The sequence below is a fragment of the Halopseudomonas sp. genome (assembly GCF_038130085.1).
Classification (GTDB): domain Bacteria; phylum Pseudomonadota; class Gammaproteobacteria; order Pseudomonadales; family Pseudomonadaceae; genus Halopseudomonas.
This window is the reverse complement of record NZ_JAYPMU010000006.1, coordinates 66,333-91,346: the sequence shown is the minus strand read 5'-3', so window position 1 is coordinate 91,346 and position 25,014 is coordinate 66,333. Positions and strand designations below refer to the sequence as shown.

At 61.4% G+C, this 25,014-nt stretch carries 28 protein-coding genes; 16 read left to right on the top strand and 12 right to left on the bottom strand.

Annotated elements, in window-relative coordinates:
• Window positions 1–79 precede the first annotated feature (79 nt).
• Window positions 80–946 (top strand): alpha/beta hydrolase, encoded by an 867-nt coding sequence (locus AAFM31_RS06595; RefSeq protein ID WP_341707103.1) that lies wholly within the window; start codon window positions 80–82, stop codon window positions 944–946.
• 193 nt (window positions 947–1,139) lie between these two features.
• On the opposite strand, the gene AAFM31_RS06590 is transcribed toward AAFM31_RS06595, so the two are convergent.
• Window positions 1,140–1,988 (bottom strand): SDR family NAD(P)-dependent oxidoreductase, encoded by an 849-nt coding sequence (locus tag AAFM31_RS06590; RefSeq protein ID WP_341707102.1) that lies wholly within the window; start codon window positions 1,986–1,988, stop codon window positions 1,140–1,142.
• 216 nt (window positions 1,989–2,204) lie between these two features.
• On the opposite strand from AAFM31_RS06590, the gene AAFM31_RS06585 reads away from it, so the two are divergent.
• Entirely contained in the window at window positions 2,205–3,455 is a 1,251-nt protein-coding gene (locus AAFM31_RS06585; RefSeq protein ID WP_341707101.1) for a transporter substrate-binding domain-containing protein, read from the top strand.
• Entirely contained in the window at window positions 3,452–3,874 is a 423-nt protein-coding gene (locus AAFM31_RS06580) for a hypothetical protein (protein WP_341707100.1), read from the top strand. The genes AAFM31_RS06585 and AAFM31_RS06580 overlap by 4 nt, the downstream gene beginning before the upstream one ends.
• Here the strand turns inward: AAFM31_RS06580 and AAFM31_RS06575 are convergent, their stop codons facing one another.
• Complete coding sequence (locus AAFM31_RS06575; RefSeq protein ID WP_341707099.1) at window positions 3,875–4,666, bottom strand: TIM barrel protein; 792 nt, start codon at window positions 4,664–4,666, stop codon at window positions 3,875–3,877.
• Between the two features lie 164 nt (window positions 4,667–4,830).
• Here AAFM31_RS06575 and AAFM31_RS06570 point away from each other — a divergent pair, with 164 nt between their 5' ends.
• From AAFM31_RS06570 to phnE, 4 genes are read left to right on the top strand one after another with little or no spacing between them, the layout of a single operon-like run.
• A complete protein-coding gene (locus AAFM31_RS06570; protein ID WP_341707098.1) occupies window positions 4,831–5,700 on the top strand; it encodes a putative selenate ABC transporter substrate-binding protein in 870 nt (289 codons plus the stop codon).
• Complete coding sequence (locus tag AAFM31_RS06565; RefSeq protein WP_341707097.1) at window positions 5,697–6,500, top strand: phosphonate ABC transporter ATP-binding protein; 804 nt, start codon at window positions 5,697–5,699, stop codon at window positions 6,498–6,500. Before AAFM31_RS06570 ends, AAFM31_RS06565 begins: the two co-directional genes overlap by 4 nt.
• Window positions 6,497–7,333 (top strand): ABC transporter permease subunit, encoded by an 837-nt coding sequence (locus tag AAFM31_RS06560; RefSeq protein ID WP_341707096.1) that lies wholly within the window; start codon window positions 6,497–6,499, stop codon window positions 7,331–7,333. The genes AAFM31_RS06565 and AAFM31_RS06560 overlap by 4 nt, the downstream gene beginning before the upstream one ends.
• Window positions 7,330–8,094, top strand: coding sequence for a phosphonate ABC transporter, permease protein PhnE (gene phnE, locus AAFM31_RS06555; protein ID WP_341707095.1), 765 nt, complete (start codon window positions 7,330–7,332; stop codon window positions 8,092–8,094). Before AAFM31_RS06560 ends, phnE begins: the two co-directional genes overlap by 4 nt.
• An 89-nt stretch (window positions 8,095–8,183) precedes the next feature.
• On the opposite strand, the gene AAFM31_RS06550 is transcribed toward phnE, so the two are convergent.
• Window positions 8,184–8,486, bottom strand: coding sequence for a DUF2288 domain-containing protein (locus AAFM31_RS06550; RefSeq protein ID WP_341707094.1), 303 nt, complete (start codon window positions 8,484–8,486; stop codon window positions 8,184–8,186).
• A gap of 306 nt (window positions 8,487–8,792) precedes the next feature.
• Between AAFM31_RS06550 and AAFM31_RS06545 the strand changes: the two genes are divergently transcribed.
• The 5 genes from AAFM31_RS06545 to AAFM31_RS06525 all read left to right on the top strand — a co-directional run bounded on the left by AAFM31_RS06545 (window position 8,793) and on the right by AAFM31_RS06525 (window position 13,694).
• The gene (locus tag AAFM31_RS06545) at window positions 8,793–9,920 is read left to right on the top strand and encodes a branched-chain amino acid ABC transporter substrate-binding protein (RefSeq protein WP_371833017.1); all 1,128 of its coding nucleotides are present in this window, start codon (window positions 8,793–8,795) and stop codon (window positions 9,918–9,920) included.
• 112 nt (window positions 9,921–10,032) lie between these two features.
• The gene (livH, locus tag AAFM31_RS06540) at window positions 10,033–10,959 is read left to right on the top strand and encodes a high-affinity branched-chain amino acid ABC transporter permease LivH (protein ID WP_341707093.1); all 927 of its coding nucleotides are present in this window, start codon (window positions 10,033–10,035) and stop codon (window positions 10,957–10,959) included.
• Entirely contained in the window at window positions 10,959–12,215 is a 1,257-nt protein-coding gene (locus tag AAFM31_RS06535) for a high-affinity branched-chain amino acid ABC transporter permease LivM (protein ID WP_341707199.1), read from the top strand. The genes livH and AAFM31_RS06535 overlap by 1 nt, the downstream gene beginning before the upstream one ends.
• A complete protein-coding gene (gene livG / locus AAFM31_RS06530) occupies window positions 12,212–12,979 on the top strand; it encodes a high-affinity branched-chain amino acid ABC transporter ATP-binding protein LivG (protein WP_088273542.1) in 768 nt (255 codons plus the stop codon). Before AAFM31_RS06535 ends, livG begins: the two co-directional genes overlap by 4 nt.
• Window positions 12,980–12,992: 13 nt before the next feature.
• On the top strand, window positions 12,993–13,694 hold the full coding sequence (locus AAFM31_RS06525; RefSeq protein ID WP_341707092.1) for an ATP-binding cassette domain-containing protein: 702 nt from the start codon (window positions 12,993–12,995) through the stop codon (window positions 13,692–13,694).
• Window positions 13,695–13,706: 12 nt separating this feature from the next.
• Here the strand turns inward: AAFM31_RS06525 and AAFM31_RS06520 are convergent, their stop codons facing one another.
• Window positions 13,707–14,348, bottom strand: a complete 642-nt coding sequence (locus AAFM31_RS06520; protein ID WP_341707091.1) for a hypothetical protein — start codon at window positions 14,346–14,348, stop codon at window positions 13,707–13,709.
• Between the two features lie 153 nt (window positions 14,349–14,501).
• Between AAFM31_RS06520 and AAFM31_RS06515 the strand changes: the two genes are divergently transcribed.
• Window positions 14,502–15,059 (top strand): OmpA family protein, encoded by a 558-nt coding sequence (locus AAFM31_RS06515; protein WP_341707090.1) that lies wholly within the window; start codon window positions 14,502–14,504, stop codon window positions 15,057–15,059.
• Between the two features lie 132 nt (window positions 15,060–15,191).
• Window positions 15,192–16,514: a Na+/H+ antiporter NhaC family protein gene (locus AAFM31_RS06510; protein ID WP_341707089.1), complete on the top strand. Its 1,323-nt coding sequence runs from the start codon at window positions 15,192–15,194 to the stop codon at window positions 16,512–16,514.
• 39 nt (window positions 16,515–16,553) lie between these two features.
• Here the strand turns inward: AAFM31_RS06510 and AAFM31_RS06505 are convergent, their stop codons facing one another.
• The 7 genes from AAFM31_RS06505 to AAFM31_RS06475 form a co-directional block, all read right to left on the bottom strand.
• Window positions 16,554–16,892: a Na+/H+ antiporter subunit G gene (locus tag AAFM31_RS06505; protein WP_341707088.1), complete on the bottom strand. Its 339-nt coding sequence runs from the start codon at window positions 16,890–16,892 to the stop codon at window positions 16,554–16,556.
• Between the two features lie 9 nt (window positions 16,893–16,901).
• Window positions 16,902–17,171, bottom strand: a complete 270-nt coding sequence (locus tag AAFM31_RS06500; RefSeq protein WP_341707087.1) for a K+/H+ antiporter subunit F — start codon at window positions 17,169–17,171, stop codon at window positions 16,902–16,904.
• Window positions 17,156–17,662, bottom strand: coding sequence for a Na+/H+ antiporter subunit E (locus AAFM31_RS06495; RefSeq protein ID WP_341707086.1), 507 nt, complete (start codon window positions 17,660–17,662; stop codon window positions 17,156–17,158). Before AAFM31_RS06495 ends, AAFM31_RS06500 begins: the two co-directional genes overlap by 16 nt.
• Window positions 17,659–19,176: a monovalent cation/H+ antiporter subunit D gene (locus AAFM31_RS06490; RefSeq protein WP_341707085.1), complete on the bottom strand. Its 1,518-nt coding sequence runs from the start codon at window positions 19,174–19,176 to the stop codon at window positions 17,659–17,661. Before AAFM31_RS06490 ends, AAFM31_RS06495 begins: the two co-directional genes overlap by 4 nt.
• Window positions 19,176–19,502: a Na+/H+ antiporter subunit C gene (locus tag AAFM31_RS06485; RefSeq protein ID WP_341707084.1), complete on the bottom strand. Its 327-nt coding sequence runs from the start codon at window positions 19,500–19,502 to the stop codon at window positions 19,176–19,178. The genes AAFM31_RS06490 and AAFM31_RS06485 overlap by 1 nt, the downstream gene beginning before the upstream one ends.
• On the bottom strand, window positions 19,502–22,294 hold the full coding sequence (locus tag AAFM31_RS06480) for a monovalent cation/H+ antiporter subunit A (RefSeq protein ID WP_341707083.1): 2,793 nt from the start codon (window positions 22,292–22,294) through the stop codon (window positions 19,502–19,504). The genes AAFM31_RS06485 and AAFM31_RS06480 overlap by 1 nt, the downstream gene beginning before the upstream one ends.
• 218 nt (window positions 22,295–22,512) lie before the next feature.
• Window positions 22,513–22,974 carry a glycine zipper 2TM domain-containing protein gene (locus AAFM31_RS06475; protein ID WP_341707082.1) on the bottom strand — a complete coding sequence of 154 codons (462 nt, stop codon included), beginning with the start codon at window positions 22,972–22,974 and terminating at the stop codon, window positions 22,513–22,515.
• Between the two features lie 279 nt (window positions 22,975–23,253).
• Here AAFM31_RS06475 and AAFM31_RS06470 point away from each other — a divergent pair, with 279 nt between their 5' ends.
• Complete coding sequence (locus tag AAFM31_RS06470; RefSeq protein ID WP_341707081.1) at window positions 23,254–23,529, top strand: hypothetical protein; 276 nt, start codon at window positions 23,254–23,256, stop codon at window positions 23,527–23,529.
• A 13-nt stretch (window positions 23,530–23,542) separates the two neighbouring features.
• Here AAFM31_RS06470 and AAFM31_RS06465 read toward each other — a convergent pair whose 3' ends face one another.
• Window positions 23,543–24,703, bottom strand: a complete 1,161-nt coding sequence (locus tag AAFM31_RS06465; RefSeq protein ID WP_341707080.1) for a 1-acyl-sn-glycerol-3-phosphate acyltransferase — start codon at window positions 24,701–24,703, stop codon at window positions 23,543–23,545.
• A 115-nt stretch (window positions 24,704–24,818) separates the two neighbouring features.
• Here AAFM31_RS06465 and AAFM31_RS06460 point away from each other — a divergent pair, with 115 nt between their 5' ends.
• The gene (locus AAFM31_RS06460) at window positions 24,819–25,013 is read left to right on the top strand and encodes a CPXCG motif-containing cysteine-rich protein (protein ID WP_341707079.1); all 195 of its coding nucleotides are present in this window, start codon (window positions 24,819–24,821) and stop codon (window positions 25,011–25,013) included.
• Window position 25,014 lies beyond the last annotated feature (1 nt).

The window sequence follows — 25,014 nt, the reverse complement described above, 5'->3', positions numbered from 1 at the left end:
CCCTGTCATCTGGCTGGGGTTAGCTGTGGGCAACCCGCTGGCGCCCTGCGTCGGCAACCCCACTGATATCGAGGTGCCCATGTACGCTGAGAAAGCTGTTATTCGCGTGCACCGTGATTTGAAGGTGCACACCTGGTTCTACCCCAACCCCGCCAGCGACACGACCATCATTCTGGTCAACGGCTCACTGGCGACCAGCGCTTCCTTCGGCCAGACCCTGCGTTACCTGCAGCCACTGTGCAACGTGGTGTTGTTCGATCAGCCGTACAGCGGTCACTCGCGCGCATACAATCCGTCCATGCCGCTGATCGGCAAGGAAGACGAGGCGCTGATTCTGCTGGATCTGATCGAGCACTTTCGTGCCGACCAGATGCTGTCGTTCTCGTGGGGTGGCGTGGCGACGATGCTGGCACTGGCGCAGCGGCCATCGCGCATTCAACGTGCGGTGATTACCTCGTTCTCACCCATCCTGAACCCGCACATGCAGGACTATCTGAGCCGTGGCAAGACGCATCTGGCGGCCTGCGACCGGCAGGCGGTTGCCATGCTGATCAACGACACCATCGGTGAGTATCTGCCCTCACTGTACAAGCGCTGCAACTTTCGCCACGTCAGCAGCCTGGATGAACACGAGTACAGCCAGATGCTGTTCCATATTCGTCAGGTGCTGGAGCTGGATGCTGGGCAATACATGAGCTGCGTGCGCAACATCGATATTCCGCTGCTGTTCGTCAATGGCGCCTGGGACAAGTACACCAGCGCGGAGGACGCACGCTGCTTCGGGGAGTTGGCGACCAATGCGCGCTTTGTCAGCATCGCGCATACCGGGCATTTTTTGGAGATGGAGCACAAGACCGCGCTGCAGGATACCCGTGCGGCGGTGGAAGGGTTTGTGTTAGGGGAGCCAGCGCGAGTCAGCAGGCAGAAGCTGGCGTTGGCTGGCTGAACGCCGGGAAGGCCGAGTTCCAACTCGGCCACGTCGTTGCATCCCTGCCTGCTGGTCGAGCGGGAGCTCGACCTTCCCGGAAACCACCTGCCCTGCCGCCGCAGGGACGCGACATGTCGCGTCCGCGAGGTGGGGTGGTCAACGCACCCTGCCCAGGCCCCGCGTGAGGCCTGGACGTGGCGCGCCCGAGGCTTTACGGATTCATCGAGTCGAACACAGTCTGCTCGTTGTCCGCTGCCTGCGCGCGCAGAGCAATCAGTTGCTTGATCTTGCGATGCGGGAATACGTAGAACTGATCAGCCTCAACCGCCTTGACGGTCATTTCCGCTACGTCCGACGCCTGAATCTTGCCCTTGGCGACCGCGGCCTTGGTCATTTCGGAGCGCTTGAGCGCCGTTTCGCTGAGGGCGACGGTGTCGGCCTTATCGGCCGGACGGTTGCGTTCGGACTCGGAGATTCCCGTGGGGAAGAACGCCGGGCACAGGCAGGTAACGCCGATGTTGGCACCTACGTCGCGCAGGTCCAGCGCCAGCGTTTCTGACAGCGCAACAACCGAATGCTTGGTTACGTTGTAAACCGACATGTTCGGGCCGTTCACCCAACCCGCCGCAGACGCGGTGTTGACGATATGACCTTCACCTTGTTCCAGCATGATCGGGGTAAACACCTTGACGCCCCAGACTACGCCATACAGGTTAACGCCCATGACCCATTCCCAGTCATCGACAGTGTTTTCCCAGGCTGCCCCACCAACGCTGACGCCAGCATTGTTGAACAGCAGGTGCGCGCCACCAAAGCGTGATTTGCACAGATCGGCCAGCGCCTGTACCTGTTCCAGCTTGGAGACATCCAGACGCATGGTGGCGGATTCGGTGCCCGGCGCAGCTTCTTCGACCAGGCGCAGCGTTTCCTGCATACCGCGCTCGTCCACATCGCCCAACACCAGCTTCATGCCGCGTGCGGCGCAGCACAGCGCCAGTTCGCGGCCCAGGCCACTGCCGCCACCGGTGATTACTGCCACTTTGCCCTGAAGGTCCTGCATGCGATGTCTCCTCTTGAAATACGCTGCGTTACTTATGCGCAGTCTTGCTGACAATAAATAGAGTGAATAGCATGCGCCTGTCTCAGCGGCGCCACCAGCGCTATCGGTCTGCTTGATCAGTCAGCAGCAACCGGACTTATCGAAATGTTTCCGTTCGCCGATAAACCCACGGATGTAGCCTATAGTTAGCCTAGAATCCGACAGGAACCGCCATTGATGCCACGTGTGTTGCTGCTGCCACTGCTGCTCCTGCTGTCCTGCACAGGCCACGCGCAGACCATTCGCCTGAACACCGATATCTTCCCGCCCTACCAGGTACGTGAAGGCGATCGCCTGACCGGCAGTTCGGTCAAGGCGCTGGCCTGTATCTTCGACGCCATGCAGGTCGATTACGAGATTCGTGTGCTGCCGTGGGAACGAGCCGTGCAGGACGTCGCAGACGGCAAAGCCGAAGGTTTTTTTTCCGCCACCCGGATGAGTCGCGCAAGCCGCTTTGCCACCCTCTCGGCGCCGCTGGCGCTTGAGAAGTGGTACTGGTTCAGCAACAGCGCTACCCGCCCATCCAGCAACGGTCAGGGCTCGGGCCTGCAAGTCGCCGGAATTCGCGGCAGTAACGAAGTCGAATGGCTGAGCTTGCATAACTACCGTGTCGATCCGCTGGTCAGTGGCACTGGCCAATTACTGCAAATGCTGCAACGCGGGCGCATCGATGCCTTTCTGGCAGACCAACAAACCTTGCGTATCGAACTGACACGCCAACCTACTACCCTGCGCCCGCGCTTCGCACATTTTCTGCAATACACGACGCTCGGCGTCTACTTCTCGAACCGCTACCTCGGAGCCAACCCCGAGTTTCTTGAGCTGTTTAACACGCATGTGTTCAATTGCCTCCCTGAGTACGGCGTGCTGCGGGCCGACGAACGCCAGCAACTGCAACAGATGCACGACCACCTGTTCGAGCATTGGCGCAACGATCCTGGTCTGATTGCCGCAGTCAAAGCGCAGAACGCGCAGAATAAGGCCGTATCCATCCAGCAGATTCACCAACTGGACCAACAGTGGCTGGACGAACAGCGCCTGCCCAAAGACCAGCGCGAACTGACCAGCCGCGTACTCCAGAACCCGCTGGCAGACTGGTTGCGTGAGCAACAGGCGCAGCTGGATGGCATCGTCAGCGAGCTCATCGTCACCGATCAGCACGGCTTGAACGTGGCGATCAGCGAGCCCACGACCGATTACTGGCAAGGCGACGAAACCAAGTTCACCGAACCGTTCTTTTCAGAGCAGCCGTATATGAGCACCCTGACTTACGACCAGTCCACCCGCCGCTTTCAGGTGCATGTCGGTACCCGTATCGGCGACCCGCAAAGCGACGCCACCATTGGCGTGTTGATCATCGGTCTCGATATCGAACGGGCACTGCGCATGGATGAGAGCCCTACCTCCCTGAAGGCGGAGTCCCCATGATCCGCTACGTACTATTGACCTCCGCCGTGCTGCTCGGCGCCTGCGCGCAAACGCCCCTGCCGCCGCTGACGGAAAGTCAGGCACGGGTTGAACTGGACGGGGACGTAGGCAGCACGGTGCGCGCCTACCGCCTGGACGGCACACCGCAGTGGCACCTGCGTTTTGATGACCTCAGCGCTGGCCCGCACGAGCTGCAGGTACGCTACGAGTTCGAAATTCCAACCGGCGGCTCGGTGCAAGGCGTGTTCAGCAGCGGCAGACGCACCTGCATCATGGCCGTCAGCCATGCATTTGAGGGTGGGCAGCACTACCGCTTTGCATTGGCCCGCCGCGGCTGGCGTCCAGCCGGATGGCTGTATGACCAGAGCGGCAACCTGCTCGCCAGAGCCAGCGAGGTGCGCTGCGGCCCCGGGGTCTGATCAGCCGACCCAGCCGGCCGCTCGCCAGCCCTGCAGCCAGCTCAGGGTGTCATCCTCCGTCGGGCGGTATTCGGCGGCCAGCCAACCTTGGTAGTCGACCTGCGCCAGTGCCTGCATGGCAGCGGCAAAATCAATACCCCCGCTGCCCGGCGCGCCACGTCCCGGCGCATCGGCAAACTGCACATGACCGATGCGTCCAGCCAGCCGTTCGATCGATTCCGGCAGCGCCTCGCCCATCCGTACCATATGGAATAGATCAAGCTGCGCGGACAGGTTAGGGTGATCCACCTGCGCCAGCAGCGTGCGTAGTTCACGGGAGCTGGCGATCAGAAAGCCCGGCATATCCAGCCGGTTGATCGCCTCACAGCACACGCCAATGCCTAGTTCAGCAAACCGATCCGCCGCCAAGCGCAGGTTGTCTGCCAGACAGGCCTGCGCGGCTTCCCGCTCAACCCCATCGGCAAGGCGCCCCGGCAGCACATTAACGCGCTGCGGGCGCACAACCTCGGCGTAGGCCAGCGCCTGCTCCAACGCAGCAGCGAACTCGCCGCGCCGCGCTGGCACCGCGGCCAGACCCGCACCACCCTGCATCAGGTCACCTGCTGGCACATTGATCAGTACCAGCGGCAAGGCTAGCCGTTGCAGCTCGGCGCTGAGCCGCTCAGCCGCCAGCTCATAGGGAAACTGAACTTCCACGCCATCGAACCCCGCCGCATGGGCAGCCTCCAGGCGCTCAAGCAGCGGCAGCTCGGAAAACAGCATCGACAGGTTGGCGGCCAGGGACCAGGGCATAATGAGACTCCGCACAAAACCCGCAGTGTAATGGATGGCCGGCAAAATGGGATGACCGCGCCATAGCGCTTCGCCTCGTCGCATTTTTTCACTACACTGCGCACACGCCGCGCCGGGCCAGCAACGTCCGGCGCGAGTAATCCGCTATTGAACCGGAGAAAATCATGTCTTCACGCCGTCGCCCCGTCGCGCTGCTGGCAGGTCTGTGCCTGTCCGTTGCATCCCTGTTTAGTGCTGCCGCTCATGCTGAAACCACTGAGCTGCGCGTTTCTGCCATTCCTGATGAAGCCCCTACCGAGCTGCTGCGCAAGTTCGAGCCACTCGGCCACTACCTGCAGGAGCAACTGGGTATTCCAGTCGTTTTCCAGCCGGTCTCCGACTACGCGGGTGTTGTTGAAGCCCTGGGCTCCAAGCGTCTGGATATGGCCTGGCTGGGTGGTTTCACCTTCGTTCAGGCCAAGCTGCGCACCGGCAACGCCATCCCGCTGGTCCAGCGCGAGCAGGATGAAGTCTTCACCAGCACCTTTATTACTGCCGACCCGAACGTGCATAGCCATGCTGATCTGAACGGCAAGAGCTTTGCCTTTGGCTCTGTTTCTTCCACGTCCGGTCACCTGATGCCGCGCTACTTCCTGCAACAGGACGGTATCGACGCGGATACCTTCTTCAGCCGCGTTGGTTTCTCCGGCGCCCATGACGCTACCGTTGCCTGGGTCGAATCCGGCAAGGTGGATGCTGGCGTGCTGAACTCTTCGGTCTGGGAAAAACTGCTGGAGCAGAACAAGGTCGACACCAGCAAGGTGCACGTCTACACCACCACGCCGACCTACTACGACTACAACTGGACCGTACGCGGCGACCTGGAACCCGAGCTGGTTGAGCGCATCCGCGCCGCCTTCCTGGCTCTGGATCCGGCCAACCCGGCGCACAAGGCGATTCTCGACCTGCAACGTGCCTCACGCTTCGTACCGACCAGCGCCGAGAACTACGTAGGCATTGAAGAAGCCGCTCGCGCAGCAGGCCTGCTGGAGTGAGCATTCGCCTGTCCGGGGTGGGCTATACCCACCCCAACGGGCAAGCCGCACTGCACGCAGTTGACCTGACGCTAAACCAGGGCGAACAGGTCGCCATTATTGGCCCGTCCGGCGCCGGCAAGACCACCTTGCTGCGCCTGCTGGCTACCAGTCTGATGCCCAGCAGCGGCGAGCTGAGCCTGCTCGAACAACGCCCCGCACAGCTGCGCGGCAGTGCACTGCGACGCCTGCGCAGCCGCATCGGCCTGATCCACCAAAGCCCTCCTCTACCGCCACGCCAACGGGTGGTTACTGCGGTGCTAGCCGGCCGCTTGGGTCAATGGTCTCTGCTGCGCGCATTGGTCTCGCTGTGCTATCCGTTGGATATCCCGGGCGCCCGTCAGGAACTGGCTCGACTGGATCTGGCCGAGCGCCTGTTCGAGCGCTGCGACCAGCTCTCTGGCGGACAGCAGCAGCGCGTCGGCATCGCCCGTACGCTGTATCAACGCCCCGACTTGCTACTGGCCGACGAACCGGTTTCGGCGATGGACCCGGTGCTGGCCGATCACACCCTGACACTGCTTGGCGAGGTCGCCCGTGAGCGTCGCCTGCCTTTAGTGGCAAGCCTGCATGCGGTAGACCTGGCGCTAAAACACTTCCCGCGCATTGTCGGCCTGCGCGCTGGCCAGGTGCTGTTCGATAAAGCAGCCTGTGACGTCAGCGAGCAGGACCTTGCCGCGCTCTACGCCAACGATACCCTGGCAGCAAACGCAGCAAAGCCTGTCAGCCACGAAACCGCTCGCCCGGTTCGCTGCCTGTGACCACAGATTCTGCCCACTGGCGCGCCCGCGACCCTGCCGCCCTGCCCCGCGCGCTGCTGACTGCGGTGCTTTTACTGCTGCTCTGGCCTGGCCTGCAGTTAACCGAGTTCCGTCCGCAGACGCTGTTCAACAGTCAGAGCCTGGAGACCATGGGCCGCTTTCTCAGTGGCTTCTGGCCGCCGGCAACCGACGCGGCGTTTCTCCAGCTGCTGGCCCGCGCTACGCTGGAGACGCTGGCGATGGCAACCGCGGGCATGGCGCTGGCGTTGCTGTTGGCGATTCCCGCCAGCCTGATTGCCACCCGCGCGCTGTCGGTGTCCGGCTTGTTGAGCGGCCGCACCGGCTGGCTGGGACGCGCGCTGCGCTATCCGGTACGCCTGCTACTGATTGTCCTGCGCAGTATTCCGGAAATTGTCTGGGCGCTGCTGTTCGTGCGCGCCGTAGGGCTCGGCCCGACCGCCGGGGTACTGGCGATTGCCATTACTTACAGCGGCATGCTCGGCAAGGTCTACGCCGAGATTCTCGAGTCCGTTGATCAGGCGCCGGCCCGGGCACTGCTGCAAAGCGGCAGCTCACGCACCGCGGCGTTCTTTTATGGTCTGCTGCCCAGCGCGGCACAGGAGCTGACGTCCTACAGCCTGTACCGCTGGGAGTGCGCCGTGCGCGCTTCTGTGGTGATGGGCTTTGTCGGCGCCGGTGGGCTGGGGCAGATGATCGATCTGTCGATCCGCATGTTCGCCGGCGGCGAGGTGGTCAGTATCCTGCTGACCTTCCTGCTGTTGGTGCTGGTGGCTGACCAGATCAGCCTCTACCTGCGCCGGAGGCTGGCATGAAACGCTCGCTGACCAACCTGCTGACGCTGACGTTGCTCTGCGGCGCTGTTGCCGCCTCGTTTATCTGGCTGCAGCTGGACTTCAGTTCTCTGGTTACCGCTGACGGTCGTGAACAGATGGCGCGGTATGTGGCCGCATTCTTCCCGCCCAACACCACCCCGGCGTGGCTGGCAAAGCTGTGGCAAGGCGCACTGGAAACTCTCGCCATCTCGGCGATCGGCACGCTGCTGGCAGCCGTGTTTGGCGCGATCCTCAGCCTGTTGGCTGCCGGGCGCATGGGCGCCGTTGCCCGCAGCGCCTGTCGGCTGCTGCTTAATGCGCTGCGATCGGTGCCGGAACTGGTCTGGGCGGCATTAATGGTGTTGGCTGCGGGGCTCGGCCCCTTCGCTGGAACGCTGGCATTGGCGCTGCACACCACCGGCGTGCTTGGCAGACTGTTCGCCGAAGCGCTGGAAAACACGCCTACCGCACCGGCTACCGCACTGCGCGAGGCGGGTGCCGGTCGCATCGCCGCGTTTCTTTACGGAACGCTACCGGGCGTGTTGCCACAATGGCTGTCTTACACCCTGTATCGCTGGGAAAACAACATCCGCATGGCAGCGGTGCTGGGCTTTGTTGGCGCCGGCGGCCTTGGGCAGATGCTGCACGTGACCCTGAGTCTGTTCCAGCAATCCAAAGCCTCCAGCGTCATCATCGCGATGTTGGCAATGGTGCTGCTGGTCGATGCCCTGAGCGGCTGGTTACGGGCAAGACTGGGTTAACAGCAAGCGCGCCCAAGACCAGCCTGCGGCATCCGGGCCGCTGGTCGAGCAGGCGCCCGACCTCGTTCCGACCGGCAGCTGCGGTGCAATCAGCTGGCCCGTTCCTGTACCAGTACCCAAGGCCGAATCACCACAGCCCACAGGGTATCCGGGTTGCGCTCGGCCCAATCGGCGGCGCGACTGTCGGTTGCCACCTGCAACTGACCAGCGTCCATCCAGCCCTTTATGGCTTCGCTGTTGTCTTCCATCATCGCCGCCGCCACCTGCACCAGATCCAGTGCGGCGTCGACCGCCAGCAGATCGCCACGGGCAAAATGTGGCTCCAGCACCTTCCACTCAATCTGCGCCGTCGCGCCGAGAATAGCCGCGTAGGCCTCATCCGATACCGTCATACTCGATCACACTCCCCAGGATTTCAGCCGTCGAATACTAATGAGCTGACGCGTGAACGCAAGCATCGCCCACTGGATAGTTAGAGCACATTCCGGACAAATGGCTATTCTTGAACACAAGATGTCGCCATAAAGACAGATTATTGCAGTTTAAGGACATGGGTTCATTTTTTGCACAAGCCAGATTCCAAGCCCGCAGGACGATTGCTAAACTGCGCCGGTACAGTTCCGAACCGATGCTGCGCTCAGCGCAAACCGCTGCACCGGCAACCTTTTTCGGCATAACAACATAAGTGAGCAGATGACATGAAGATGGCACACAAAAAAGCACTTTCCCGGATGATCGCCGCCGCGGCGCTGGTCGGCGCCAGCACCTGTGCAGTCGCAGCGGACACCATCAAGATCGCTCTGGCAGGCCCGGTCACCGGCCCGGTTGCCCAGTACGGCGACATGCAGTTCATTGGCGCCAAGATGGCCATTGAGCAGATCAACAAGGCTGGCGGCGTGAACGGCGCCCAGCTCGAAGGTGTGGTATTCGACGATGCCTGCGACCCGAAGCAGGCCGTTGCAGTTGCTAACCGGATCGTCAACGAAGGGATCAGCTTTGTCGTTGGTCACCTCTGCTCCAGTTCCACCCAGCCGGCTTCCGACATTTATGAAGAAGAAGGCATCCTGATGATCACCGCGGCCTCCACCAGCCCGGACATCACTGACCGCGGCTACCAGATGGTGTTCCGCACCATCGGTCTGGACAGCCTGCAGGGCCCGACTGCCGGTAACTTTATCGTTGAGCAGATCAAGCCGCAGAAAGTCGCCGTGATCCACGACAAGCAGCAGTATGGCGAAGGCATTGCCACCGCCGTGCGCGATGTCCTGCTGGCCAACGACGTTGAAGTTCCGGTCTTTGAAGGTATCACCGCTGGCGACAAGGACTTCTCTGCCCTGATCGCCAAGCTGCGCCAGGCCGGTGTCGACTTCGTCTACTACGGTGGCTACCACCCGGAGCTCGGCCTGATCCTGCGTCAGGCTGGCGAACAAGGTCTGGATGTTCGCTTCATGGGTCCGGAAGGTGTCGGCAACACCGATATCTCTGCCATCGCTGGCGAATCCTCCGAGGGTCTGCTGGTTACCCTGCCTAAGGCGTTTGACCAGGATCCGAAGAACGCCCACCTGGTAGAAGCGTTCCAGGCCAAGAATGAAGACCCATCCGGCGCCTTCGTCTTCCCGGCCTACGCTGCGGTTCAAGTCATCGCCGACGGCATCAAGCTTGCCGACAGCACCGACACCGAAGCCGTTGCAGAAGCACTGCGCAGCAACAGCTTTGAAACCCCCACCGGCACCCTCAGCTTCGATGAAAAGGGCGACCTGAAGGATTTCAACTTCGTCGTCTATGAATGGCACGCTGACGCCAGCAAGACCGCACTGACCGAGTAATCGACCCACAACGGGCCTGCCCAACATATCGTTGGCAGGCCCGCTTTTTTATTGTCGAACGCACGCCTGTGCGGACCAGCACTGTTTCCCTTGCCCCTTCGGTGTCATGGCCATGCCAGAGTCCCTTTACTACCTTATTCAACAGCTGATCAACGGTCTGACCGTCGGCAGCACCTACGCCCTGATCGCCATTGGCTACACCATGGTCTACGGCATCATCGGCATGATTAACTTCGCCCACGGCGAGGTTTACATGATCGGCAGCTACATTGCCTTCATCGTTATCGCCGCCCTGGCGATGTTCGGTATCGAGTCGGTACCGGTGATGATCGTTGCTGCCTTCGCCATCAGCATGATGGTCACCAGCGCCTACGGCTACAGCATTGAGCGCGTCGCCTATCGCCCGCTGCGTGGCGGCAATCGCCTGATTCCGCTGATCTCGGCCATCGGTATGTCGATCTTCCTGCAGAACCTCGTGCGTATTGCTCAGGGTTCACGCGATATCGCCATGCCCACGCTGATCTCCGGTGGCGTTGATATCGGCCCACAGGAAGGCTTCCACGCCACCCTGTCTTACATGCAGATGATCATCTTCGTGGTCACCCTGATCACCATGACCCTGCTCACCCTGTTCATCTCCCGTTCACGCATGGGCCGCGCCTGCCGCGCCTGCGCCGAAGACCTGAAGATGACCAACCTGCTGGGCATCAACACCAATGCCGTGATCGCCCTGACCTTCGTCATCGGCGCCGCTCTGGCCGCCGTTGCCGGTGTGCTGCTGGGCATGTATTACGGCGTGATTAACCCGTACATCGGCTTTATGGCCGGCCTGAAAGCCTTCACCGCAGCTGTTCTGGGCGGTATCGGCAGCATTCCCGGTGCAGTACTGGGCGGCCTGCTGCTGGGGGTCACCGAATCGATTACTGCCGGTTATTTCAGCACCGAGTATAAGGATGTGGTTGCCTTTGGCCTGCTGATCCTGATCCTGCTGTTCCGCCCGAGCGGCATCCTCGGTCGTCCGGAGGTGGAGAAGGTATGATCCGTGCGAACCTGAAACCGGCGGTGATTTCCGCCGTTGTCGTCGCCATCCTGACCGGCCTGCTGCTGGGCGTGCGTCTGGAACAACAGGGTACGACCCTTGGCCTGACCGGCGCCGGTCCGGATGTGTACTGGAAGATCGCTGCCGCTGCCGCCTTTCTGTTCTTCTTCAACCTGTTCCGCGATCAGCTGAGTGCGCTGTGGAAAGGCCTCCCGGGCCTGCCCAAAGCGCCAGAAAAGCTGACCAACCTCGGCGACAAGCCGGCGCTGCGTCGCCTGTTCTGGTGCTTCATGATCGCCGCGGCGATCATCTGGCCATTCCTGTCCAACCGCGGTGGTACCGACCTCGGCACCCTGGTACTGATTTACGTGATGCTGGGCCTGGGCCTGAACATCGTGGTGGGTCTGGCCGGCTTGCTGGATCTGGGCTACGTCGGCTTCTACGCAGTCGGAGCCTACGGCTATGCGTTAATGGCGATGTATTTCGATGTTGGCTTCTGGACCGGTCTGCTGATTGCCGGCTGTCTGGCGGCCCTGTTCGGCTTCCTGCTGGGCTTCCCGGTACTGCGCCTGCGTGGCGACTATCTGGCCATCGTGACGCTGGGCTTCGGCGAGATCATCCGCATCCTGCTGAACAACATGACCTGGCTTACCAACGGCCCGAACGGCATCGGCGGCATCCCCAAACCAACTCTGTTTGGTCTGGAATTCAGTCGCCGCGCCAGCGAAGGCATGCAGAGCTTCCACGAGTTTGTCGGCATCAGCTACAGCTCCGAGCATCGGGTGATCTTCCTCTATCTGCTGGCTCTGCTACTGGTGCTGATCACCCTGTTCGTGATCAACCGCCTGCTGCGCATGCCGATTGGCCGCGCCTGGGAAGCCCTGCGCGAAGACGAGATCGCCTGCCGTGCACTGGGCATCAACCCGACCGCCGTTAAACTCGGCGCCTTCACCATCGGCGCCAGCTTCGCCGGTTTTGCTGGCTGCTTCTTTGCTGCGCGTCAGGGCTTCATCAGCCCGGAATCGTTCACCTTCATCGAGTCCGCCATCATCCTCGCCATCGTGGTGCTGGGTGGCATGGGGTCACAGATCGGCGTCATTCTGGCGGCGATCATCATGACCATCCTGCCGGAGATGGCCCGCGAATTTGATGAATACCGCATGCTGCTGTTCGGCCTGATGATGGTCCTGATGATGATCTGGCGACCCCAGGGTCTGCTGCCGATGAGCCGTCCGCACCTGGAGTTACGTACATGAGCCGCCCCCTTCTGGATGTATCGGGCCTGACCATGCGCTTCGGCGGCCTGCTGGCCGTTGACGGCGTTCACCTCAGTGTCCAGCCCGGTCAGATCGTCTCGATGATCGGCCCCAACGGGGCCGGCAAGACTACCGTGTTCAACTGCCTGACCGGTTTTTACAAGCCGAGCGGCGGCAAGATCGTGTTCGATGGCCGCGAGATTCAGGGCATGCCCGGTTTCAAGGTTGCCCGTCGCGGCATGATCCGCACCTTCCAGCACGTGCGCCTGTTCAAGGAAATGACCGTGGTGGAAAACCTGCTGGTCGCTCAGCACCAGCATATGAACACCAACCTGCTGGCCGGTCTGTTCAAGACCCCGGGCTACCGCCGCAGCGAGCAGGAAGCCATGGAACGCGCCGCGTACTGGCTGGACCGGGTTGAGCTGCGCGAGTTTGCCAACCGCCCGGCCAACACCCTGGCCTACGGTCAGCAGCGCCGTCTGGAAATCGCCCGCTGCATGGTGACCCAGCCCAAGCTGCTGATGCTGGATGAGCCCGCAGCGGGTCTGAACCCGAAGGAAACCGACGACCTCAAGGCGCTGATCAGCGAGCTGCGCGATGAGCACCAGATCACCGTGCTGCTGATCGAGCACGACATGAAGCTGGTGATGAGCATCTCCGACCACATCGTCGTGATCAACCAGGGCCGTCCGCTGGCCGCCGGCACCCCGGATGAGATCAAGCAGAATCCGGACGTCATCAAAGCCTATCTGGGCGAGACCTGAGGGAAAGCACCGCATGCTGTACATGAAGAACGTGTCGACCCATTACGGGAAGATTCAGGCGCTGCATGACGTCAACCTTGAGGTACGTCGCGGCGAAATCGTTACCCTGATCGGCGCCAATGGCGCCGGCAAGACTACTCTGCTGATGACCCTGTGCGGCGATCCGCGTGCCACCACCGGCAGCATTCGCTATGAAGGCGACGAACTGACCGGCATGACCACGGCCGAAATCATGCGCAAGGACATCGCCATCGTGCCGGAAGGCCGCCGCGTGTTCTCGCGCCTGACGGTCGAGGAAAACCTGAGCATGGGCGCCTTTTTCAGCGACAAGGAAACCCGGCAGACTCAACTCGACACCGTGCTGACGCTGTTCCCACGGCTGAAGGAGCGGTATCAGCAACGCGCCGGCACCATGTCTGGCGGTGAGCAGCAGATGCTGGCGATCGGCCGCGCATTGATGAGCAAGCCGCGACTGCTGCTACTGGATGAGCCGTCGCTGGGCCTGGCGCCGATCATCATTCAGCAGATCTTCGACATCATTGAGCAACTGCGGCAACAGGGCGTTACCGTGTTTCTGGTCGAGCAGAACGCCAACCAGGCGCTCAAACTGGCCGACCGCGGCTACGTGATGGAGCACGGTCACATCGTGCTGGAAGATACCGGTGAGGCGCTGCTGGCCAACCCGGATGTGCGCAAGGCCTACCTCGGGGGCTAAGCCAACCGGCTATCAGGGTGTGGCAATCACACCCTGATAGCCACATCCACGCTGCTGTTCGCCGTTGACCAGCAAGGTCGCGCGCAGGTGGAAGTAATCCCCGGTGACCGGGTCTTGGCAGGCCTGCGGATACAACCACAACTGCAGCTGGTGATCCGGCAACGAAGCGGCATTCAACGCGCCGTCCGGCAACTGCTCAATCACCACCGAGCGCGCCGGATAGGTCAGCTCACCATCAGAACGCACCAACCCTGCTGGCGACAGCCATGCCTGCCACGCCGGCTGGTAACCCAGCGCCACCCACTGCACACCTACCGCGCTTTCATCACTGCATCCACGCCCGTGCGACTGCATGCGCAGCACCTGGTCCGGGTGCAACTGACCATGCCTGTCCAGGCGTCCGATCAGGTCAGCGAAGATTGCCATCTGCCCCGGCTGGGTTGCCTGCTCGTATATCGCCGCTACCTGCTCAGCGTCGACCAGCGGGATCAGCGCCTGGCTACCGCATTCGCGCAGCACGAAGCCGTCGTTTGCGCGCTCCAGCAAGCCGCTCAGACGCTGAGGCTCACTCCCCCAGAACCCCTGCATGACGCCACAACCAGTCAGCAGCAACGGCGACAGCAACGCAGCCATACCCCAGCGAAAAGCACTCAATCTGTGAACTCCTTTGCGTTAAGCGGACTCAGGCATGAATCATGACATACGGCAGCTCACAAACCACCAAGCCAGTGGTACTCTTTGCCGCATCAACCGCTTGCGATCACGGCAAGCGCTTTTGGTTCCCGACCTGCGTGTGGATAGATAACAATGAAACTGCTTTCTGCCATTGCACTTGGAAGTGCCCTGATCCTGCTGACCGGCTGCTCCAGCACCAAAGCCACTCCCCCACCGCCACCGCCACAGGTCACCCCCTGGGCCCACCTGCATATGGACGAACTGCGCGCCATCGCCGCGGAAGAGCGCTACGACATCGAGCACGACGGCGATGATGTCCGCCTGATCATCCCGGTCAACGGCAACTTCCACCCCAAGCGCACCCTGTTGCTGCCCTCTGGTCTGGTGCCCCTGTCCCGCGTAGCCAAGCTGCTCCGCGGCGCAACTGACAGCCATATCAAGGTTACTGGCTACAGCGATAGCTCCGGCGATGACAGCCTGAACCAGCGCCTGAGCTTGGAACGCGCTCAGGCGGTTGCCAGCGTACTTCAGCTCGGCGGCGTCAGCCGTCGCAACATGGAGCTGATCAGCCTCGGTGAAGCTGATCCGCGCGCCGACAACAGCACTGCCGCCGGCCGTGAACAAAACCGCCGCGTCGTCATCAACATCTCGCCGCGCACGCCCGCTTCGGCCGTTGCCCTGGCCCCGTGATCCAGCCGTTGGCGGGCCCGAGCGCCCGCCAACTCCCGACCAGCTGTTCCCTCCCACCTGACAGCCTCTGCTAAACTGCGCGGTTATCGTCGGGCGATCCGACGCATTCCTTCTGCTGTCAGAGACAATCTCATGCCAACACCCGCTCAACCCAGGGCCTCCGCCCTGCTGCCGCTTTTGCTGTTCCTGCTGATCTTTCTCGGCAGCGGCATCTACTACAGCCTGGCAGGCACCGACTTCGCGTTCTACCAGATCAAGGCACCCGTAGCGATACTGCCGGCCATCATTCTCGGTCTGCTACTGGCCAAACCGAGCTACCGCGAGAATCTGCAAACCTTTATCGACGGCATCGGTGATCGCAACATTATCACCATGGCGCTGGTATTTTTGCTGGCTGGCGCCTTCTCCAGCGTCACCAAGGCCATCGGCGGCGTTGATGCGACCGTCAACATGGGTCTGAGCGTCCTGCCGCCAAGTCTGATTCTGCCCGGCCTGTTCATGATTGCCGTGTTTATTTCTACCGCGATGGGCACCTCCATGGGCACCATCGGCGCGCTGGTACCCATCGCATTGGGTTTCGCTGAAGCCACTGGCTTATCGATTCCGCTGGCGGTCGGTGCGGTTATCGGCGGCGCCATGGCCGGCGACAACCTGTCGATCATCTCCGACACGACCATTGCCGCGACCCGCACCCAGGGCGTTGGCATGCGCGACAAGTTCCGCCTCAACCTGATCATTGCCGTGCCGGCCATGCTGCTGACCCTGGCGGTGCTGTTTGTGGTTGGCGATGCCCACGGCGCCGCCGCCGTTGAGGACTACAACCCTTGGCTGGTGCTGCCTTACCTCAGCGTGCTTGTGCTTGCCCTGTGCGGGCTCGACGTCATGATCGTGCTGATGACCGGGATCATCCTGTCCGGGGTGACCGGCATGCTGCTCAAGCCCGACTACGCCCTTGCCAGCTACGGCAACGACATCTATCAGGGCTTTGCCGGGATGCTGGAGATCACCATCCTGTCGATGCTCATCGGCGGCCTGTCAGCGATCATGAAGCAGGAAGGTGGACTGGATTGGCTGCGCGAGCGCATTCAGGCATTCACATCACGCTCTGCCGGCCGTCGCAGCGGCGAAACGGGCATCGCCGGACTGGTGAGCCTGACTAACCTGTTCGTCGCCAACAATACCGTAGCGATCATCATCAGCGGCAGTGTTGCGAAGGACCTGGCCGAGCACTACGACGTGGACCCGCGCCGCAGCGCCAGCCTGCTCGATATCTTTTCCTGCGTGATTCAGGGCCTGATCCCGTACGGTGCGCAGATTCTGCTGGCCGGCTCGCTGGCGGCGCTGTCACCGATGGTGCTGATTGGTCAGGTGCACTACTGCTGGCTGCTCGGACTGATGGCGGTACTGGCGATCATCTTCGGCCTGCCGCGTCTGAAAACCACGAGCGCCGAATAAGCAGTCAAACCCCGAAAGCGGGCACAGCGTGCTGTGCCCCTACTGGTCCCAAGGCTCGCCACGGGTGCGCGGCTCACGACGCAGCTTCTCGTGCATGGCAGCCTTGGCCAGCATGTTGGCGCTGACTGGCGCGGTGAGGAACAGAAAGAAGGTGATCAGCAGCTCATGCAGGCTGATGCTACCGCTCTGAGTACTGAAATACGCCATCGAGCCCAACACCAGCGCGCCCACGCCCAGCGTCGTTGCCTTGGTCGGCCCATGCAGGCGCATGAAAAAGTCTGGCAGTTTGAACAGACCGATTGCGCCGATCAGTGCAAACACACTGCCTGTCAGCAGCAGCGCTGCAATCAGCCATTCAACCCAGCTCGTATCGCTCATAACGCGCTCCTATTCGATGATGTTGCCACGCAGCAAATGCTTGGCGATGGCCACCGTGCTGACAAACCCCATCACCGCAATCAGCAGCGCCGCTTCGAAAAACAGGTTGGAGTCCAGATATAGGCCAAGCAGCATGATCAGCGCGATGCCGTTGATATAGAGGGTGTCGAGCGCCAGGATCCGATCCGGCAGATCCGGTCCCTTGATCAGACGGGCAAAGGTCAGCAGCAGGGCTACGGTGATAATGCCCAGACAAATCAGAACTACGGTGTCGAGCATTCGAAAATCTCCCGAATGGGTTCTTCATACCGCTGGCGGATATGGTCGATCAGCGCCTGCTCATCGCCTACGTCCAGCCCATGAATCAATAAGGTCTTGCGATCCGGGCTAATGTCAGCCGACACCGTACCGGGAGTCAGCGAGATGGTGCTGGCCAGCACGCTGATCGAGAAGTCGTGCTGCAACTGCAACGGATAGTTAACGAAGGCCGGGCGGAGCTGCCGGCGCGGCCCAAGAATCAACTTGGCCACCTGCAGGTTGGCCAGCACGATATCGGTAAGCACCCGGCTGACAAACAGAACCAGCCGACCGAAGCGCAAGCGGTAAGGCGAACGCGGCCAGAACACATGGGTAAGCCACGGAATCAGGCAGGCCAGCACCGCCGCCATGAGCAGGTTGCCGAACGACACCGAATTCATCAGCAGCAACCAGCCGATCAGCAGCGAGACGCTCAGCCACGGGTGGGGAAACACGCGATCAGGCAACCTCATTGAGTACCTCCCGTAGCGGGCGCTACAGACAACACCGCATCGATATACAACTGCGGCATCAGCAGTTGATCGGCCGTCTGCCCCAGGTACCCCAGCAGCGGCCCGGCAAAGATAACCAGCACCGGACTGCCGGCCAGCAACAACAGCACCGCGCCCAGGCGCGCGCCGTCAATCGGCTCACCACTGGCCGTCTGATCAGACTGCCGCCAAAACAGCGTACTGCCAGCGCGGCTGAGCGCTACCAGACCAAGCAAACCACCACCCAGCACGGCCGAATACAGCCAAGCCGCCTCGGCACCCTGCCCTGCAGCGCCCAATAGCATCAGTTTGCCAAGAAAACCTGACAGCGGCGGCATGCCAACGATGGACATGGCAACCAGGAAAAACACACCTCCCAAGAGCATCGGGAACGGCAGCTGCGGCCCGGCAATCAACCGTGCGGAAAAGCGCGGACCGCGAACCCGCTGGATGATGCCGGTAAACAGGAACAAGGCACCGGTGATCCAGGTCGAGTGCACCAGGTAGAACAGCGTCGCCTGCAGCGCATCGGCGCTACCCAGCGCCACACCTGCCAACATGGTGCCAACCGAGACCACTACGAGGTAGGCCGTAAGCGAGCTCAGGGTGCTGGCGGCCAGCGCTCCAATTGCACCCAACAGCAGGGTTACCAGCGCCAGCGGCCACAACCAGTAAAGCGCCATATTCGCCAGCTCGCCGGCATCGGAGCCGAAGATCAGCGTGTACACGCGCACAATTGAATACAGCCCCACCTTGGTCATAATCGCGAACAGCGCCGCCACCGGCGCTCCCGCAGCGGCGTAGGCGCGCGGGAGCCAGAAGTACAGCGGAAACACCGCGGTCTTCAGACCAAAGACCACCAACAGCAGCATGCCCGCAGCACCGACCAGGGGCGCATCCGCTGGAGAAAGCTCACGCACCTTGAGCGCCATATCGGCCATATTCAGAGTGCCAGTCACGCCATACAGGGTGCCAACCGCGATCAGGAACAGCGCCGAACCGGTGAGATTGAGCAGCAGGTAATGCAGACCTGAGCGTACGCGCGCAGAACCCGCGCCGTGCAACAACAGGGCGTAGGAAGAAATCAGCAGAATTTCGAAGAAAACGAACAGGTTGAACAGGTCGCCCGTCAGAAAGGCGCCGTTGATCCCCATCAGTTGGAATTGAAACAACGGGTGAAAATTGCGGCCAGCGGCATCGTCGCCGCGCACCGCGTAGATCAGCGCAGCAGCGGCCAGCACCGCGGTCACCAGCAGCAGCAAGGCGCTGAGGCGATCCACTACTAGCACGATGCCGAACGGCGGCATCCAGTTACCCAGTGCGTAGACACTGATCCCTGAGCCTGCCTCGACCAGCAGCATTGCCGCCAGCGGAATCTGCAGAAACGTAGCGAGCAGCGACAGCGCGCGTTTGGTGTCCATACTTGCGCCCAGCACCAGCAGCAAGGCGCCGGCGAACATCGGCACCAGTACAGGCAAAATCGGCAGGTGACTCATTAATGGTCTCCCTTGCCGTCAACGTGATCGCTGTCCAACTCACCCTGCGCGCGCAGTGCCAACACCAGCGCATAGGCAGTCATGGCAAAGCCGATAACAATGGCGGTCAAAACCAGCGCCTGCGGCAGCGGGTCGGCATACACCTCAGCTTTGCCGAGCACCGCCGGAGCGGCATCGCCCAAGCGCCCCATCGCGAACAGAAACAGGTTCACCGCGTAACTCAGAAGCGCCAGGCCCACCACCACCGGGAAGGTACGGGCACGCAGCATCAGATAGACCCCACAACTGGTGAGTACGGCAAGGGCCACGGCATACAGTAGCTCCATCAGAATTCTCCTCCTGCTACCCGCGACTGCGACAACTTGCCGAGATTCGCCAGAATCAGCAGCGTTGCACCCACCACCGTGAGGTAGACGCCCAGATCAAACAGCATCGCGGTAGCCAGCTCGATATCGCCTACCAGCGGAATATGGAAATGGTCAAAGGCACTGGTCAGGAAGGGGTAACCGAACACCCAGCTGCCGATGCCCGTAGCGCCAGCAATCAACACACCGGCGCCAGCCAACCAGTGATAGTTCACCGGCCAGCGCTGGGCCGTACAGGCCTCGCCACTGGCAACGTACTGGAGTATCAGCGCCACCGCGGTGATCAAGCCGGCGATGAAACCGCCGCCCGGCAGGTTATGACCGCGCAGGAAGATATACACCGAGATCATCAACGCCAGCGGCAGCAGCACATGGGACAGGTTGACCAGCATCAGCAGGTCGCCACGCTGGGCCCACGGTTTGCCGAGGCTATCGGCGCCGGGAATGCGCAGACGCAGGCCGTCGATCAGCGCATAGATGGCAATGGCAGCAATCGCCAGTACGCTGATCTCACCCATCGTATCGAAGCCACGGAAGTCGACCAGAATGACGTTCACCACGTTGTGGCCACCGCCACCAGTAACGCTGTTGGCGAGGAAGAAGTCGGCGATGCTGTCGTACGGCCGGGTCAGCACTGCGAACGCCAGCGCGCCGACCAGCGTGCCGCACAGCAGCGCGATGATCAGGTCGCGGCTGCGACGTAGACCAGAGGATTCACGCGGGGTACGTGCTGGCAGGAAGAACAGTGCCAGCATCAGCAAAACGATGGTCACCACCTCGACCGAGATCTGGGTCAGCGCCAGGTCCGGCGCGGCAAAGCGGGCAAAGGCCAACACCACCCCCAGCCCGACCACGCTGAGCATGACCAGCGAGACCAGCCGCAGACGGTGCCAATAGACAGTCGCAACTGCACTCAACATCATCACTATTGCCCCAGCCAGCGTGACACCATCAACCGGCGTCAGCGCCACCGGGCCACGCAGTGCCGGCAACTGCACCAGCCAGAAACCGGAGACCACCAGCGCAGCCAGCAGCAAACAGAGCAGGTAGCGCTGCAGGGAGGCGTTCTCCAGCAGCAGGGTCACCCGACCCGCGCCACGCACGGTCATCTGTACCGCACCTTCAAACACCAGCTTGGCATCCACGTCACGCTGACGCGCGTACCAATCAAACAGCGGACGGCGCAGCGAGTAGACCAGAATGCCCAGCACCATAGCGGCAAAACTCATCAACAACGGCAGATTGAAGCCGTGCCAGATCGCCAGACTGTATTCAGGCAGCGAGTTGCCAACCGTCGACTCGGCGGCGACCGCCAGCAAACCGGCAACCGTAAAGCCCGGAGCCAAGCCCACCGCCAGACACATGACCACCAGAATTTCGACAGGCACGCGCATGTAGCGCGGCGGCTCGTGCGGCGGGTACTTCGGAAGGTTGACCGGCTTGCCGTTGAAGAACACGTCATGCACGAAGCGCAGCGAGTAGGCAACCGAGAACACCCCGCCAAGGGTGGCACCTAGCGGAATCAGCCAGCTCCAGTTACCGAGCATGTGCTGTTCCAAGGTCTCGGTGAAGAACATTTCCTTGCTCAGGAAGCCGTTCAGCAGCGGCACACCGGCCATCGCCGACGCCGCCACCATCGCCAGCACCGCCGTATGCGGCATGAACCGCAACAGACCATTGATGCGCCGCATGTCGCGGGTGCCGGTCTCATGGTCGATGATCCCCGCCGCCATGAACAACGAGGCCTTGAAGGTCGCGTGGTTGATGATGTGGAACACCGCTGCAACCGCCGCCAGACGCGTATCCAGACCGAACAGCAGGGTAATCAGGCCCAGATGGCTGATGGTCGAGTACGCCAGCAGGCCCTTGAGGTCGTGCTGAAACAGCGCGGTGCAGGCACCGACCAGCAGGGTTGCCATACCGGCGCTGCTGACGATGTAGAACCACAGATCGGTGCCCGCCAACGCCGGATACAACCGCGCCAGCAAAAACACCCCAGCCTTAACCATGGTCGCAGAGTGCAGATAGGCGGAAACCGGGGTTGGCGCCGCCATCGCGTGCGGCAACCAGAAGTGGAACGGAAACTGAGCCGACTTGGTAAACACGCCGAGCAACACCAGGACCAACACCACCGGATACAGCGCGTGCTGGCGAATCTGCTCGCCGGCTGCAAACACATCCGTCAGCTCATAGCTGCCGACAATCTGCCCCAGCAACAAGATGCCCGCCAGCAGTGCCAAACCGCCGGCACCGGTCACCGCCAGCGCCATGCGCGCGCCCTTGCGGGCGTCGGTGGAGTGCGACCAGTAGCCGATCAACAGGAACGACGACAGGCTGGTCATTTCCCAGAACACCATCATCAGCAACAGGTTCTCGGACAACACCACGCCCAGCATCGCGGACATGAACAACTGCAAATAGCAGAAGAAGCGCCCCATCGGGTCGTTCTTGGAGAGATAGTAGCGGGCGTAGAGGATGACCAGCAGGCCGATACCCTGAATCATCAGGGCGAACAGGAAACTCAGGCCATCAAGACGGAAACTGAAATTCAATCCCAGCTCGGCCAACCAGGGCCAGGACTGGATCAGTGTTTGCCCGGCGAACACCGCGTCGGCGTGACGCCAGAGCAATGCCAGACCAACAACGGGAGCCACCATCGCCATCGCTGCACAGAGCGAGCGGCCTTGGTTCTTGAACAACAGTGGAAGCAGGCTGCCAAGCAGCGGGAGAATGACGATGAGCGCCAGGGTCATGCAGGACTTACTCCTAATATGGCCGTTGCGGCCTCCATTCCAGCACCATTGCCACCGCAGCATAACCGTATTGCGAGGCACAACTGGTCAAGAAGCGCACGCCATTATAGGGGCAACCTGCCATCGACGAGCAACGCAAGCCGCTGAATCCGTTACAAAATGCGTAACCTTCGTACGACGGCAGCTTATGGCTGCCGCCATACCGGGCGCCGATTGCGCTATTTGACGACGCGAGACTGACCGTTAACCGACATGATGCGCACCCGGTCACCCGGTGCGAAGTTAACGCCTTCGGCCACTTCCTGAACATAGGCCCGAGTATAGCCGCCGTCTTCATTCACGGTGATCTCGACACCTTGCGTGCGCGTAATACCTTCCTCTGCCGCGGCGCCAGCCATACCGCCTACCAACGCACCGACAATGGCTGCAATGGTGCTGCCGCGACCACCACCCACGCCGCTGCCGGCAACACCACCAATAGCTGCACCCGCGGCCGGGCCGATCACCGTTTTAGTCCCTTCGATCTGCACCAGGCGCACCGACTCGACGGTACCCATACGCACGGTCTGCGGGGCGCGCGCATCATCACGGCTATAGACATCACCGGTCAGGGAAGAGGCACAACCACCCAGCGTCAGCACGGCGCCAAGCATCAACGTCACCAGATACCGCTTTTTCATATTGCTACCTCACTCTTTTGCCTTGCGTTAAGGCCTGTTCCACAAGGGTGCGCGTTGTCTCGCCGGGAGGCAATACTGGCAATCTTGAGGGTTAACCGTTGATCGGATTTTGACCAATCCGAGTCGAATTTAATCGCGTCGTGGCATAACATCGGCCGCGCTTATCAGTAGACGCGCTGAGAAAGGTGCGTCTGATCATTCTTTTTGCGTTTCGTCGTAACCACAAAAAACCAATAGAACAGCCTGGTTGCCCGAATCCGAGACACCGGAGGTTCTGCCGTGTTCCCATTGCAGGCAGCTTGGTTGTATTACCTTGAAAATCCGGCACTGGTCCTCAACGGACTGGCGCTGTTCTTCGCCGTCAATGGCAGCTGGCTGTGGATTGCCACCCAACTGCGCAGCAGCCTGGGCCGTCAGCGTCTGGCCACCCTGCCCTCAAGCGAGTCCGACATCAGCCTGCAGCGCGATCAGCGCATCAACCGTCTGTTTTACAGCGTTGGTGCGGTCTGTTTGACCCTGGCTGTGGTCCTGACCCTGATCAGCACTCGCGTGTGACCAACGGCCGGCGTTACGCGCCGGCCTGCTCTCCCAGTACCCGCAACCGGCTGTGCACCGGATTGGCATATTGCAGCAGCCAGAATGGGCGCTGTGCCGGCGGCAAAGCCATCAGGCGTTCAGTAAAGCGACGCTCTTCTGCGGCCAGTTCGCTGGCAGAGAAATCGTTACGCCAACCTGCGAGTTCGGCCGGCAGACTGCCGCCACCCTGCTCAAACGCCAGGAAGTTGCTCGGATACAGTCGGTAGTGGCCGAGGATCTGCCGGTCGACCGCTGCAGCAACCAGCTTGGCATCCTCCATTGCCTCCGTCAGCGGCTTGCCGAAGGCAACGTGTACCCGGCCCTTGTAACCGGTCAGGCCCATGGCGATGGAGCGATCATCCTCTCCCGCCTCCTTGGTATAGCTGCCTTCACGCGCCCGCTGCTCCAGCTCGCGCGCCTTCATTGCGTCGCAGGGATCCCATTCGTAGGAGATCGACACCGGAACCATGCTCAGCGAACGAATGACATCAGCAAACGGCTCGCTCTTGCGGCTCATACAAAACATCTTGATGATCGCCGAGTCGGTTTCGTCCAGACCGTCTTTAGCACGCCCCTCAGCCTGCGCGATCCAGATCGACTGCCCTTCGGCAATCGAGTGGCTGATGTACGCCGACATGGTCTGATAAGCCTGCAGCTTCTCGCGGCGCCCGGTGAGCGAGCGGTGCACGATAAAGCTTTTGTTCAAACGCATCAGGTCCGCGACGAAGGGGCGTTGCAGCAAGTTGTCGCCAATGGCGATACGCGGGGTCGGGTGCCCGGCGTGATACAACGCGTAGTTGACGAACGCCGGGTCCATGACGATGTCACGGTGGTTGGCAATAAACAGGTGGGCCTGATCACTACGCAGGTTGTCGAGACCGCTGTAGGTCACGGCCAGCGTGCTGCTCTCGATCAGGCGATCAAGGTAGGGTTCCAGCTTGTGCTGCAGATCATCGACGGACTTGACGCCGCGCGCTTCGCGCTTCAGCGCAAGCTGCACCAGTGACCGGGCCAGACCAGGCAGAAATCGATTGAGTCGCGGCAGTCGATAGCCCGCGAGCATCCGCATCAGGTCCTGGTCGGCCAGCAGACGCTGCAGCACGCCCGGTACCTCGGCATCGTTGTAGGGGCGAATGCCCTCAAACTCACTCATGTCACCCTCAGAGTCTTGTCGTCAGCCGCGCATTATGCGTTGCCGACCGTGGTTTCGCCAGATTGACGATCCCGCTACACTCCATGTCACATACAAGGCGTGCGGAGTAATTACGGTGCAGGCACTGGAAGAAGCCAATCTGGTCTGCCCTCACTGCGGCGAACCTATCACCCTGCTGCTCGACCTGAGCGGCGGAGCCCAATCCTATACCGAAGACTGTCAGGTCTGCTGCCAGCCGATCCTCGTCAATCTCTGGATCGATGAAGACGGCAACGACTACCACGTGGATCTGCGCCGGGAACAGGACTGAA